The sequence below is a fragment of the Arthrobacter sp. Y3221087 genome, assembly GCF_059089905.1.
Genome location: NZ_JBNHFE010000003.1, coordinates 42,906 through 55,924, shown reverse-complemented (window position 1 = coordinate 55,924; position 13,019 = coordinate 42,906). Strand labels below are relative to the sequence as shown.

11 protein-coding genes are annotated in these 13,019 nt (G+C 63.6%); 8 read left to right on the top strand and 3 right to left on the bottom strand.

Going from position 1 to position 13,019, the window contains the following annotated elements:
* Nucleotides 1–9: 9 nt before the first annotated feature.
* The gene (locus tag AC5RUO_RS12065) at nucleotides 10–393 is read left to right on the top strand and encodes a RidA family protein (RefSeq protein ID WP_494011319.1); all 384 of its coding nucleotides are present in this window, start codon (nucleotides 10–12) and stop codon (nucleotides 391–393) included.
* A 91-nt stretch (nucleotides 394–484) separates the two neighbouring features.
* Here AC5RUO_RS12065 and AC5RUO_RS12060 read toward each other — a convergent pair whose 3' ends face one another.
* Complete coding sequence (locus AC5RUO_RS12060; protein ID WP_494011318.1) at nucleotides 485–1,471, bottom strand: Lrp/AsnC family transcriptional regulator; 987 nt, start codon at nucleotides 1,469–1,471, stop codon at nucleotides 485–487.
* A gap of 121 nt (nucleotides 1,472–1,592) precedes the next feature.
* Between AC5RUO_RS12060 and AC5RUO_RS12055 the strand changes: the two genes are divergently transcribed.
* The 7 genes from AC5RUO_RS12055 to AC5RUO_RS12025 all read left to right on the top strand — a co-directional run bounded on the left by AC5RUO_RS12055 (nucleotide 1,593) and on the right by AC5RUO_RS12025 (nucleotide 11,271).
* A complete protein-coding gene (locus AC5RUO_RS12055; RefSeq protein WP_494052717.1) occupies nucleotides 1,593–2,912 on the top strand; it encodes an Nramp family divalent metal transporter in 1,320 nt (439 codons plus the stop codon).
* A gap of 23 nt (nucleotides 2,913–2,935) precedes the next feature.
* Nucleotides 2,936–4,372: an amidase gene (locus tag AC5RUO_RS12050; protein WP_494103630.1), complete on the top strand. Its 1,437-nt coding sequence runs from the start codon at nucleotides 2,936–2,938 to the stop codon at nucleotides 4,370–4,372.
* A gap of 117 nt (nucleotides 4,373–4,489) precedes the next feature.
* A complete protein-coding gene (locus tag AC5RUO_RS12045) occupies nucleotides 4,490–6,172 on the top strand; it encodes a thiamine pyrophosphate-binding protein (protein WP_494103629.1) in 1,683 nt (560 codons plus the stop codon).
* A gap of 195 nt (nucleotides 6,173–6,367) precedes the next feature.
* Entirely contained in the window at nucleotides 6,368–7,630 is a 1,263-nt protein-coding gene (locus AC5RUO_RS12040; protein WP_494103628.1) for a CaiB/BaiF CoA transferase family protein, read from the top strand.
* 2 nt (nucleotides 7,631–7,632) lie between these two features.
* Nucleotides 7,633–9,165, top strand: coding sequence for a carboxyl transferase domain-containing protein (locus AC5RUO_RS12035; RefSeq protein ID WP_494103627.1), 1,533 nt, complete (start codon nucleotides 7,633–7,635; stop codon nucleotides 9,163–9,165).
* Between the two features lie 203 nt (nucleotides 9,166–9,368).
* Nucleotides 9,369–9,800: an acyl-CoA thioesterase gene (locus tag AC5RUO_RS12030; RefSeq protein ID WP_494103626.1), complete on the top strand. Its 432-nt coding sequence runs from the start codon at nucleotides 9,369–9,371 to the stop codon at nucleotides 9,798–9,800.
* A gap of 379 nt (nucleotides 9,801–10,179) precedes the next feature.
* On the top strand, nucleotides 10,180–11,271 hold the full coding sequence (locus AC5RUO_RS12025) for a saccharopine dehydrogenase family protein (protein WP_494103625.1): 1,092 nt from the start codon (nucleotides 10,180–10,182) through the stop codon (nucleotides 11,269–11,271).
* 28 nt (nucleotides 11,272–11,299) lie between these two features.
* Here the strand turns inward: AC5RUO_RS12025 and AC5RUO_RS12020 are convergent, their stop codons facing one another.
* Together AC5RUO_RS12020 and AC5RUO_RS12015 are read right to left on the bottom strand one after the other, a co-directional pair.
* Entirely contained in the window at nucleotides 11,300–11,851 is a 552-nt protein-coding gene (locus AC5RUO_RS12020) for a hypothetical protein (RefSeq protein WP_494103624.1), read from the bottom strand.
* Nucleotides 11,852–12,346: 495 nt separating this feature from the next.
* Nucleotides 12,347–12,988 (bottom strand): hypothetical protein, encoded by a 642-nt coding sequence (locus AC5RUO_RS12015; RefSeq protein WP_494103623.1) that lies wholly within the window; start codon nucleotides 12,986–12,988, stop codon nucleotides 12,347–12,349.
* Nucleotides 12,989–13,019: the final 31 nt, after the last annotated feature.

Here is a 13,019-nt window from a genome sequence, read left to right as displayed (position 1 = left end):
GAGAAAAACATGAACAAGACAGCACGTATTATCAGCACACCGGAGGCATTGTCGTCCCCAGCGCTGTCACAGGCCGTACAAATCGGCGATTTCTTGTTCGTCTCCGGCCAAGTGGGCATCACGCCTGGAGCTCCAGGCGCTCCGGTGCAGCTGGAGGACGAAATCGAGCTGGCCATCAACGCGCTCGAGGCTGTTTTGGCCGCGGCCGGCTGTGGTTTGGAATCCGTTGTGAAAACTACTTGTTACTTGCGCAACATCGAGGATCTGGATCTGTTCAATGCCGTGTACGTGACCAGGTTTGCTGAACCCCGTCCGGCCCGCACTACCGTCCAGGCAGCTCTGGCAATGAGTCTGCGTTTCGAGATCGATGCCATAGCTGTGATCGGTCCCTAGATTCCGCTGGATGGGGTCCATGCGGCAGACGCGAGTCTTAGGGCGTCCCGGCGGCCGGCAATCTTTGCCCGCAGCCCGGTGGCGAACGCTGTCAGCGCAGGGCGTCGCTGAGCAAGCCGCCTCGTTTCCCTGTCGCTACCACGACTCCCACATCCATACTGTCGGCATGTTGTGCCCATTCTGCATGGCTAATAAAGTCATCCAAGTCAGAACGTGACGCCAGGTCCACCGCGATCAAGACCTGGTAAGGTCCAGTGATTCGGCTGGCGTATCGGATGCGGGGGGTGCCCTCAATGGCAGCGACCAACTGGTCGAGCTCCCGGGGCGCAGTCCGCGCCCAGATCAACGCCTTGATGGGCAAACCGAGCACCGCTGGGTCAACCACGGCGCGCACGACCAGCTGCCCGTCCTGCCGCATTTGATCGATGCGCCTCCTCGCAGTGGCTTCCGATACACCGGCAAGCCGGGCCAGTTCCTCGTAGGTCCTGCGCCCGTTCTCCATCAGGGCGGAGTGCATGATTCGGTCACCGGGCGAGACGCCCTCCAATTCACCGATATGCAGTCTTTGATCCACGTGGGCTCCGGACTCCAACTCCTCGCACTCGGCGTCACTAAGCACCCCGGGGCGCCATTGGTGAGCGGTTCTTAGGTACCGCAGGACCGGATAGGTACTGCTTGATGTAAGCCCGGGAATAGCCGGCAACTCTTCGAACAGGAAGGTCAGCTCTTCGGCCCGGGAGTGACTGACCTCCGCGACGATGTCGTGAGAACCGGCAACCATGTGGGACCACATCGTTTCGGGTCGGGCACTAACGGCCCGGGAGCACATCCGTACGTGTCCTGGGCCGCACTTCAGGGCCAGAATCGTGCCGTTGGCCTTGAGCTGCATGCCCGTGACCCGCATGATGCCACTGTCCAGCAGGCGCATTCCACGGCGGGCCACTGTCCGCTCGTTTTCTCCTAATGCCCTTGCGACCCGCAACCAGGAAGCGCGCCCGTCAAGCTGCAGGGCGCCGATGATCCTACGGTCCAGATCATCGATGAGGTGCGTCACTTCGGGGCGAGAAACTGAAGTCATTGGCCGATCGTATGTCAGATTCCGTCGAATTACACCAGCCCATTGACCGTGCGAATCAGCGTGACCAATATCAAATATGCCCTTCATTCGAGGAAACACCATCCCGGGAAGCCAGGTCGCTATGACAACTCACCCCTCTCAGCAGACAGATCAACAGCGCGATGCCCAGCACTCGCCGCGACCTCCGCGCACCGTGGCCACCCGCATCAGGGCCATGGGTCCCGGCATGGTTCTGGCTGTTACCAGTGTCGGGGCCGGTGACATGGTTACCACCTTGAATGGATCCTCCGCCTACGGCATGGCTCTCGTGTGGACGATCGTGATTGGAGTGCTGATCAAGTTCGCACTTACGGAGTGCGTGGGGCGCCTCCAGCTAAGTTCCCGGCGGACCATGCTCTCACAGATGGCCGACATCAGCGGACCAGTGCTTCCTGTGGTTTTCTTGCTTTTCATGGTCGTCATCGGCCTCTTCTACGGGGCGGGCCTGAGCTCAGTGGCGGCACTCGCCGTCGTGGAACTTCTTCCCGCCGCTCCTGTGGTCCCCGTGACCATCGCCATTGCCGTCACCGCAGGAGCTATGGTAGCGCTGGGACGATATTCCCTCTTCGAACGAGTCATGGTCGCCTTGGGGTTACTCATGTTCGTGACCGTCCTCGTCAGCGCCGTCATGGTCGTGGCGGACGCTGACTCGCCTGAGGTCACGTTCAAAACCATTGTGCCCCAGTTGCCCACAGGATCCATCCTGGCCGTCCTGGCACTGATTGGTGGCGTGGGTGGGGCCGCCGGTATCCTCGCCTACGCATACTGGGTGCGGGAAAAGCGGTGGCAGGGACGAGAATGGTTGCCCCACCTCCGGGTTGACACGGCAGCCAGCTACATCGGGGTAATTGTGTTCGCGGTCGCAATGAGCATCCTCGGTACAGGTCTGATCTACGGCACCGGTAAGAGCATCGCCGGCAATGCGGGCCTGGCCACGATCGCTGGCCCCATGGCCGACATGGCCGGGGAAATCGGTCGGATCGGCTTCCTTCTGTGCCTACTGGCGGTTGTCTTCAGTTCCATCCTTGGAGGTTTCAGCGCCATGGGCTATCTCATTGCCGATGCCATCCGTGTTCTGCGGAAGGTTCCCGACGAGGATGCTGACGCCCACATGTCCAGTTCTACCCCCGTATTCCGCTCGGTGATCCTCTACTGCGTACTGAGCGCCATCGCCTTCCAATTCGTCGGGCGCCCCGTGACCCTGGTGGTGATCTATGCGACCCTGTCGGCGTTCATCCTGCCTGTGCTTTGTGGCAGCCTGCTCGTGCTGCTCAACCGTCGCAGCCTCAACCGAGGTTTCCGCAACGGCATCCTCAGCAACTGTGCTCTCGGGCTTGGGCTCGCGTTGTTCGGCAGCCTGTGCGTAAACCAAGTCGTTCAAGTCCTCTCCGGTTCAAACTGACCGAGATTACCGAAAGAGCAGACATGTCCGACATCCCATTCATGACCGCCACTGACCTCACCACTTCCATGCGCAACGGAACCTTATCCGTCACCGAAGTCCTAGCGGCCCACATCGACCGCATCGAACAGACCAATCCAAAGGTCAACGCCCTCGTCGCCATGGACCTGGACCAGGCCATGGACCAGGCCGCGCAGCTCGATCGACAGTGGAGCAGGACCACCGACAAGGGACCCTTATACGGGCTACCCACCGCACATAAAGACATCCTGCCCACAAAGGGGATCCGCACCACCCGCGGTTCAAAACTCTTCGCCACGGACGTGCCCGCCGTTGACCACATCGTCGTCGAACGCATGAAGAAGGCCGGGGCGCTCACGCTGGGAAAAACGAACGTGCCCGAATTCGGGTTAGGCTCCCACACCTACAACGACGTCTACGGGCTCACCCGCAACCCCTACGACCTGGCGAAGAGCGCTGGCGGAAGCAGCGGAGGTGCCGCCGCAAGCCTCGCAGCGGGCATGATCCCCATCGCGGACGGCAGCGACACCGGTGGTTCTCTCCGCAACCCAGCCTCCTTCTGCAACGTGGTCGGGTTGCGGCCCACACCCGGCCGTGTACCCTCATGGCCCGAAAGCGCGGCATGGGGGCGGCTGTCCGTCAAAGGCCCAATGGCCCGCACAGTACAGGACACTGCGCTGTTACTTTCCGTGCTCGCCGGACCGGACCCCAGGAGTCCAATGTCTCTGGAAACCCCCGGGCAGGCCTTCGCCGGTCCGCTCACCACAGATCAGCACGGCGCACGCATCGCATGGTCGGCAGACCTCACCGGCTCTGTCCCCGTCGCACCCGAGGTGGTCCACTCGCTGCATCCCGCACTTCAAGCCTTCACGGATCTGGGCTGCCATCTGGAAGAAGCAGCCCCGGACCTTGCAGGTGCCGACTCAGTATTCGATACGCTGCGGGCATGGCAGCTCGAGTACACCCTCGGGCCCCTGCTGGACCGGAACCCGGGCCAATTCAAGAGCGATGCAGTATGGAACATCGAGCAGGGGCGGCGTCTCACCGGGAATGACATAGGAAAAGCTGAAATAGCGCAGACAACGCTTCACCACACCATGCGCCTGTTTTTCCAACAGTATGACTTCCTCATCACCCCGGTCAGCCAGGTGGCACCATTCGACGCTGAACTTCCCTACCCGCAGGAAATCAATGGTCACGTCATGGACAACTACCTGGAATGGATGAGACTGCCATCCATAATCTCGGTAACCGGCTGCCCCGCCATATCGCTGCCTGCCGCCTTCACACCCGCCGGACTGCCCATCGGACTACAGATCATCGCACCACCCCGGGCAGAAAAGGCTCTCTTGCAGATCGCCTACGCATTCGAGCAAAGGAACGGTGCCGGGGCGCGTCGCCCTGATGCCAGGTCTTTGGAGATGACCACCACCCTTTGAAAGAACCCGCACGGAAATCGAGCGTTCAGCAACGGAAGCCCCACCACAACGTCCTCGCATAAATGGTGCCCGCTTCTTACCACCGGACTCTGCCCGGAACTAAACAAGGACAACGCAATGACCATCGCAGCGACCACTTCCCTCCCGACCCATGCCCTCGGCTCCGGCCCGACCGTCTCGACGGCCGTCGCCGACGTCGTGGCCGAGCGCACGGAGCATCTCTTCGGGCTGATGGGTAACGGCAACGCCCACTTAATCAGCCACCTCACCTCCTCGGGATTCCCCTACACCTCCGCCCGACACGAGGTCGCCACAGTCGCGATGGCCGACGCCTACCATCGCGCGACCGGGCGCATTGCGGCCGCCACCACCACCTACGGGGCGGGCTTCACAAACACCTACACCGCGCTGGCGGAAGCTCGCCTGGCCCGTATCCCACTGGTGCTCATCGTCGGCGACGCCCCAACCACCGGGCGGCGGGCCTTCGACATCGACCAGACCAGCGCCGCAACCGCCATCGGCGTCACCACACTCATGGCCAGACCAGAAAATGCGACCGCCATGACTCACCGGGCCTTCGACCTCGCCGCCCAGACCGTCCAGCCCGTCGTACTGGCCATCGCGTACGACGTCGCCACCGCACCTCTGGTGAAGCAAGCGGATCTGGAACCCCTGCCAGCCAAACCCGCCTGGAGCGCCTCGCACGAGGAGCTGGAACGAGTAGCACTGATCCTTCGCGGCGCGCAACGTCCTCTGTTGCTGGCCGGACGAGGGGTCCTGCTGGCCAACGCGGCGGCCCCAGCCAAGGCGCTTGGTGACCGGCTCGGAGCACTGTTCATGACCTCAGTGATGGCCGCCAACGTAATCAAGAGCTCCTGGAACCTGGGCATCGCCGGCGGCTTCACGCGGGACCATCGCCTAGCCCTGGCCCGGGAAGCGGACGTCATCCTGGTGGCCGGCGCGTCACTGAACGACTTCCAACTCCGCTACGGCACACTCTTTGCCCCGGGAGCCCGGGTGATCCGCATCGACAACGAGCCCGAAGCTGAGCACCCCGCAGTGACAGACTACGTCCGAGCCGACCTCGCAGAAGCACTGACATCACTCACCGCCCACATCCCCGCAAAAGGGAAAGCAACATGGCGTGCAGAGGTACCACAGGTCACCACCGCAGCCTTCCAAGGATCTGCTCCCACAGAGGACCCAGCAGAGTTCGGACCCGACGGCCGGCTCAACCCCCGGGCCGCCGTCGCCGCCCTGGAGGACATACTCCCCTCTGAACGGTCAGTGGTCATGGACGGGGGCCACTTCATGGGCTGGGCACCCATGTACCTGTCGGTGCCGGACCCGCACGCGATGGTGCTGGTGGGCTCAACCTTTCAGTCCATCGGGCTGGGATTCGGTTCTGCCCCGGGAGTGTCAGTGGCCCGTCCCGACCGCACGACCGTGTTTATCACCGGCGACGGCGGGGCACTCATGGGCATGGCTGACTTCGAGACCTTCCTCCGTGTCACCCGCCGGGGAGTGGTGGTTGTGCTCAATGACTCGGCCTACGGCGCCGAGCTGCACCAGTACGCCGCCAAGGGCCTGCACGACATGGCCATGCTCATTGACGAAGTCGACTTCGCCGCGGTTGGCCGCGCTCTGGGCGCCGACGGCGCTAAGGCCCACAATCTTACCGACCTTAAAGTACTCAAGGACTGGCTGGCCACCCACGAGACTGGTGTTTTCGTCCTCGACATTGCGATTTCCCAAAAAGTCGTAGTCGAGTTTATGGCCGCCTCCGTAGCAGCAACCTAAACCGGAAAACCGCCGGCTTGCAGCCACCCCAGCAACCAGACACAAACAAGATGCGTTACTACGACGCATAGGACTGCAAATCCGAGCACACCCAGGCCGTCGTAATTGCAAGCTGAATGCTGGTGACAAAACAGGGCAACGAACAGCAGCATCGCATGCGCAGCATGCAAACCAAGCAACAGAAGGAAGATCCCCATGAGCGCAGAATCCACCCTCCGCACCGAAGGCCCGCTGTCGGGCTACCTCGTGGTGGACCTGAGTCGGGCCCTCGCCGGGCCCCATGCCGGCATGATGCTGGCCGATCTCGGGGCGCGCGTCATCAAGGTCGAAAGCCCGGACACCGGGGACGATACGCGCGGCTGGGGGCCGCCGTTCGTAGGTCCCGAGGATGATCTCCAGGCCACATACTTCCTGTCCTGCAACCGCAACAAGGAATCCATCGCCTTGGACCTGAAGAGCGATGACGGCCGGGCGGTCCTGCGGGAGATGTTGGAACGGGCGGACGTGGTGATCGAGAACTTCCGCCCAGGCGTACTGGACCGGCTTGGATTCTCAGCCGCGGAAATGCACGCCCTCAACCCGGCACTGGTGGTCCTGTCCATCACTGGCTTCGGGCACGACGGGCCAGAATCCCGGCGCAGCGGCTACGACCAGATCCTTCAGGGCGAGGCCGGCCTGATGTCCCTGACCGGATCCGGCCCGGAGGATCCGCAGCGGGTGGGAGTGCCCATCGCGGACCTGCTCTCCGGCATGTACGGGGCGTTCGGGACGCTCGCCGCGCTGCTGCAGCGCGAACGCAGCGGCCAAGGGCAGATCGTCCGCACCTCCTTGCTCGCCGCACTGATCGGGGTCCACGCCTTCCAGGGCACCCGGGCGACGGTCGCCGGCGAGGTCCCGAAGGCCCAAGGCAACCACCACCCCTCCATCGCCCCCTATGGCCTGTTCCACTGCCGGCAGGGCCGGGTGCAGATCAGTGTGGGCAGTGAAAAACTATGGGCTACGTTCGCCGCGGCATTCGGGATCAACGCCGCCCGGCCTGAGTTCGCCAGCAACGCGGACCGGGTGCGCAACCGGGAGAAAGTCATTGAAGAGGTGGAGCGGGTGTTCTCCGACTTTGAGGCCGAACCCCTGCTGGCCAAGCTCAACCAGGCCGGCATTCCGGCGGGCAAAGTCCGGACACTGGACGAAGTGTATGCCTGGGACCAGGTCCACTCGCAGGGACTCGTGATCGACGTCGACCACAAGATCCTCGGCAATGTGAGCCTCCCCGGCCCGCCGCTGCGGTTTTTCAGCGCCGCGGACACTGCCGAAACGACGCTCAAGACGCATATTGCCCCGCCGCTGCTGGACCAGGACGGGGAGCAGATCCGGCAGTGGCTTGGTCTGGTTTCCGAAGCCGGCGCCGGAAGCGCCGGGCGCGCAGCCGCCAGAACAGGCCAGAATGAGGAACGCCGCTGAGGATGCCGACACAACAGAAGGTCCGTCACCTGAACGCCACTGAGCTCATCGCTACGGTGCTGGATCCCGGCTCCTACCGGAGCTGGGACGGCCCGGTCGTGGACGCTGACCCGGGTCCCGAATACCGGCAGGAGCTGGCGGCGGCCCGGGCTAAAACCGGCGTGGATGAATCCGTCCTGACCGGTGAGGGCCTCATCCGCGGCCGCCGGGTGGCCGTCATCGTCAGCGAGTTCCGTTTCCTGGCCGGCTCCATCGGGCTCACGGCCGCCGAACGGATCGTAAACGCCGTCGAACGGGCAACGCAGGAAGGGCTTCCGCTGCTGGCTGGACCTGCCTCCGGCGGCACGCGTATGCAGGAAGGCACCATCGCCTTCCTGTCCATGATCAAAATCAGCGCGGCCGTGCGGGCACACCGGCAGGCTGGGCTGCCCTACCTGGTCTACCTCCGCCATCCCACTACTGGCGGCGTCATGGCATCCTGGGGATCCCTCGGGAACATCACAGTGGCCGAACCTGGCGCCCTGCTGGGATTCCTAGGACCCAGGGTCTACGAGGTGCTCTACGGCATCCCCTTCCCAGAGAATGTCCAAGTGGCAGAGAACCTCTTCGACAAGGGGCTCGTGGATGCCGTTGTCCCGCCCTGGCAGCTGTCCGACGTCATTGACCGGGCCTTGAGCATTCTGGTCACCGGCCCGAATCCGCAGGTCGCTCCGCCTCGGACGCTGTCTGTGAAACCGTCGGAGGCCGGCGCTTGGGCGTCGATTGAAATCTCCCGCAATCCGCGGCGCCCGGACTTGCGCCAGTTGCTGGCGCACGGGGCCCGGGATGTGCTTCCGCTCAACGGGACGGGACAGGGCGAGAAAGACCCGGGCCTGCTTCTGGCACTGGCCCGCTTCGGCCAAAAGTCCTGCGTGGTGATCGGCCACACCCGGCCGCGGCCCTCCCAGCAGACGGCGATGGGTCCGGCGTCACTTCGCGAGGCACGCCGTGGCATGCGGCTGGCTGAGGAGCTCGGCCTGCCACTGCTGACAGTCATTGATACCGGTGGCGCTGCGCTGTCCAAGGAAGCCGAGGAAGGCGGCCTTGCAGGCGAAATCGCGAGGTCCCTGCATGATCTGATCGGGCTCAGCTCGCCCACAGTTTCCGTGCTGCTCGGCCAGGGCGCAGGCGGCGGTGCGTTGGCCCTGCTGCCGGCAGACCGGACCATCGCGGCCCAGCACGCGTGGCTGGCTCCGCTCCCGCCCGAAGGCGCCAGCGCCATCGTTCACCGGAGCACAGACTTCGCGCCGGCCATGTCCGAAGCCCAAGGCGTCAACGTTGCGACCCTCTTCGCCAACGGGCTTGTCCAGCACGTCATTGACGAGCGCGGCGACGCAGCACTGGAGGCCAAGGCCTTCTGCCAGCGGCTGGGGCAGGCCATCGAGTACGAACTTGCCACCCTGTCCTCAGCCGGCATCGGCGAGCTGCTGCCGCAGCGGCTCAATAAGTACCGCAACCTCGGCCTGCCCACCTCCGCTACCGGAGCTCAGGCATAACCGGTGCGCAAGCCTCATCCGTCGTTCTGCCTCCGCTTCGAGGGGACAACACCCAGAGCCGGCTTCCACAGCAGCAGCCAAAGCAGAAACGTGCAGAGAGCCAAAGCCCGACAGGCCGCCCGATGGGCCAGCCGCTAAACAACGCACGTTCCCTCAGACGGCATAAAACCAAGTCAGGTCCGCCTCAGAAGTAAGGTCTCACCATGGAACCCTCAGATATAACTTTCCGCACTCGAAAGTGGGTGCGGCCAGAAGACTTGAACGCGAACGGCACCTTGTTCGGTGGGAGCCTTCTCAGATGGATCGATGAGGAAGCAGCAATCTATGCCATCCTCCAGCTCGGCAATGGCAGGGCCGTGACGAAGTACATTTCGGAAATCAACTTCGTCAGCTCCGCTGTGCAGGGTGACCTCATAGAAATGGGTCTCACGGCAACGAAGTTCGGTTCGACCTCACTGACCATGCGAGCAGAAGTCCGAAACATGATCACGCGGCGAAGCATTCTCATAATCGAGGAGATCGTGTTCGTGAATTTGAACAGCGAGGGCAAGCCCGAACCCCACGGCTACAAAGAAATCACCTACGACAGAGACAGAATTCCCACGCATCACTTCACAAAAACACTGCAAGGCTAGCGGAGAAAACTCACATTCGTTCCAGTTGGCTTGCAGGTTCTAGGCGACTCCCCAACCCGTTTCCAACGCGCCGATTATGAAGATTCCGTCAACCCGAGTCGGCCGGGCAAACGCGTGCTTGCTGATCACGCGGCCGGAAGTGGTGGCGACTTCATTCCGCCCATGGCTGGGGTCAATTCTGGTTATCCACGGCTGGAGTAGGGAGCCGTTGGGTAGCTCCCTGGCAGCAGTAGCGGTGGATAACCTACGGGAATTGTCCCCGGCTGTGAGCGGACGGACCGGACTTCTCGTTCGAACGCAGATCAGTTCCGGTTGTTTCGAGGATCAAGGCAAGGCGCCGTGTGTCAGCTTGGAGTTGCCGCTGTGAAAGGCTGCGGTTATGGACAACTCATCTCGGGAACACGACCTCGTTCTCTACGGAGCGACGGGTTTCGTTGGCAGACTGATCGCCGGCTACGTCGCGGAGCATGCACCGGCCGGTATGCGGGTCGGACTCGCGGGCCGGTCCAGGTCCAGACTCGGGGCCGTTCGGTCGCAGTTGCCGGTCGCGGCGCACGACTGGGACCTCATCGAGGCCGACTCGGAGGACGCGGACTCGATCGCCGCCCTGGCCGCGGACACACGCGTGCTCTTCACAACCGTCGGTCCATACGCGAAACACGGACTACCGGTCGTCGACGCCTGCGCACGGGCCGGTACCCACTACGCCGACCTCGCCGGTGAGGTGTCCTTCGTCCGGGAGGCGATCGATCGCTACGACGCTCCGGCCAGGACGAGCGGGGCCAGGATCGTGCACTCCTGCGGCTACGACTCCGTGCCGTCCGGCCTCGCCGTACTGCTGCTTCATCAGGCGGCACAAGCCGATGGCGCTGGCGGTCTGGTCGAGGTCCAACTCGTTGCTACGGCCAAGGCTGGCATCAGCGGCGGCACGCTCGAATCGATGCGCGGGCAGCTCGACACGATGCGATCGAACACCGCCCTGAGGTCATTAGCCGCGGACCCCTACGCGCTGAGCCCCGACCGCACAAGGGAGCCGACGACACAACAGCCTCCTGACGCCGGCCCTGTGCGCCGTTCCGACGACGGCACCTGGACCGCGCCTTTCATCATGGCCCCGTTCAACACCCGGATAGTGCGCCGCAGCAACGCATTGCAGGGCTGGGCCTACGGCCGCTCCCTTCAGTACCGCGAGGTGATGGGGGTGGCCCCCGGACCGGCAGGAGCAGTCATCGCATGGGCAACGGCACTCGGGCTCCGGGCATTCACCGGCGCGATGGCGTTCCCGCCCACCCGGCGGGTGCTCGACCGCTGTCTGCCGGCACCAGGCATGGGTCCGAGCACCAGCACCCAGCGCGCGGGCTGGTTCCACTCCCAGGTAACCGCCCGCACCGAACACGGGCACCGATACCAGGCAATTGCTGCCGGCCCCGGTGATCCCGGCTATGCCCGCACCCTAGCTGCGGCAAGATAAAGCGTGGTGTTGTTCTGCCTGCCGCAGGTCAGAGACCGGGGTCGCCGCAGTTGGTGTTAGCCCGGTGCCAAGCGTCGTCCAGGCTGACGAACGAGCGCGCGTACCGCAGCTGCCCGCTCAGGTCCGTGTAATAGACGAAGAACTGCGGCTCGGGAACCTCGTGGAATGAACTTAGATCAAGCGACCGAACGAAGTCGCACGACACGTCCGCCGTCGAAGTGAACCGGTCCTCGGTTAGGGCGGGGTTGGTCTGCCGCTCGCACCAGCGGCTGGCCAGCGCATAGGCCTCCTCCAGGGTGGCACCGCCGACAGACATTCGGTAGCCAGGAATCTCCGGGACGGCGACGACAACCCCGTAACGGCCTGACGTGTCGGGGCCACGGGTCTCCACAACGTCGCACACCGTGTCGGCCAGCGGGGTGAGTTGCGGAGCCTTCTTGTCTTTCCCCGGCTTGCAGTCCTTCTTGTTCTCGGCCTCACTGCACTTGGCTGGTGGAGGTGCCGCCTCCGCCACGGCGGTCGTGCCCAAGGACGTCAGGCCAGCGACGGCCAGGACAGAGAGCACCTTCTTCATATCCATGATCGGTCCTTCCAGGTTATGACCCCGGTAGCCCTGCTAGCTCTTGGAGGAAACTAAACGCCGCTGAGCCAGTGGACACTCGCGGGATCTCCATGCGTGGCGTCAAAGCTACGCCTGACGACCCGGGAAGTGAAGGGCCCCGGGTACCTAACCGCCAGCTCGGTGGTACGGCGAGTTACCCTCCAAGGCCTGCGCGGGGACAGCAAATGGCGGATAAAATGTATGCTGGGCCGTTCGGGCCCCGGTACGCCATCGCGATCGAACCCGGCGTGTGCCCACCGAAAGGTGTGGACAGCCGCGAGCTCACGCCCGTCCACGGCCGCCGCATTCCCGTGCCCACGGAGGCGGTCTGACCTGCGAAAACGCCGAAATAGTCATGGGACGCCCATTTCGCCTATAACGGATATTCCGTCAACTTGCCTCCGCCGGGCGAACCCGTGCGTGCTGATAACGGGTTTGTCGGGGGATGCGATGAGCGGGTGCGGAACTTGTGTGTCAGTGGTGTTCTACCCAGCAGGCGAGGATGGTGGTGGAGAGCTGGTAGGCGAGGGCGTTGCGGGTGATGTTGTCCGGTCCCAGGGTGGCGGGCAGATCGGTCGCGTCCACGTGCAGGATGAAGCTGTCTTTTTGGAAGACTGCTGATCCGTCGGCGGTTTCGTAGGCGGGGAAGCCGAGGTTGGCGAGGCCTTCGATGGGCGTGGCGTCTTTTGCGAGGGCCTGCATCGCGTCGAAGTAGGTCAGTGCGGTGGCTTTGTTCTTGGCTTCCTGGACGGAGATGACCAGGTCTCCTTCGTCCAGGTGGTAGGTGCAGGTGAAGGTGCTGTCGGCCCAGTCGTTGATGGTGTGCGGGTCCTGCTCAAGGTCCAGGATGGCTGTCAGGCGGTCCATCGGCTGGTCCCCGCAGACCATCTTGGCAGCCTCGCTGGGCCCATCGGCCGTGGCGGTGCCGGGTGATGATGATCCACCGTGGTGCCCGCCGCCGTGACTGTCAGTATGCCCAGCCCCTGTCGAAGCAACTGAGGGCGCCGGGGTTGGGAGGTCTGTTGGTGCGATGACGGATCCGGCGGCTGTGGCGCAGCCGGAGAGCAGCAGGGCCGAGAGTGCAAGGGAGGCCATTACGGGCTTGTGCTGTTTCATCGCTCTTTCCATCCTGGCCGCCTGCTTCTTC

Excerpts from the sequence above, each read along its gene's own strand:
- AC5RUO_RS12030 (WP_494103626.1), top strand. The coding sequence starts at position 9,369 with ATGGAACCCTCAGATATAACTTTCCGCACTCGAAAGTGGGTGCGGCCA.
- AC5RUO_RS12060 (WP_494011318.1), bottom strand. The coding sequence starts at position 1,471 with ATGACTTCAGTTTCTCGCCCCGAAGTGACGCACCTCATCGATGATCTG.
- AC5RUO_RS12045 (WP_494103629.1), top strand. The coding sequence starts at position 4,490 with ATGACCATCGCAGCGACCACTTCCCTCCCGACCCATGCCCTCGGCTCC.
- AC5RUO_RS12025 (WP_494103625.1), top strand. The coding sequence starts at position 10,180 with ATGGACAACTCATCTCGGGAACACGACCTCGTTCTCTACGGAGCGACG.
- AC5RUO_RS12050 (WP_494103630.1), top strand. The coding sequence starts at position 2,936 with ATGTCCGACATCCCATTCATGACCGCCACTGACCTCACCACTTCCATG.
- AC5RUO_RS12035 (WP_494103627.1), top strand. The coding sequence starts at position 7,633 with ATGCCGACACAACAGAAGGTCCGTCACCTGAACGCCACTGAGCTCATC.
- AC5RUO_RS12055 (WP_494052717.1), top strand. The coding sequence starts at position 1,593 with ATGACAACTCACCCCTCTCAGCAGACAGATCAACAGCGCGATGCCCAG.
- AC5RUO_RS12015 (WP_494103623.1), bottom strand. The coding sequence starts at position 12,988 with ATGAAACAGCACAAGCCCGTAATGGCCTCCCTTGCACTCTCGGCCCTG.
- AC5RUO_RS12020 (WP_494103624.1), bottom strand. The coding sequence starts at position 11,851 with ATGGATATGAAGAAGGTGCTCTCTGTCCTGGCCGTCGCTGGCCTGACG.
- AC5RUO_RS12040 (WP_494103628.1), top strand. The coding sequence starts at position 6,368 with ATGAGCGCAGAATCCACCCTCCGCACCGAAGGCCCGCTGTCGGGCTAC.
- AC5RUO_RS12065 (WP_494011319.1), top strand. The coding sequence starts at position 10 with ATGAACAAGACAGCACGTATTATCAGCACACCGGAGGCATTGTCGTCC.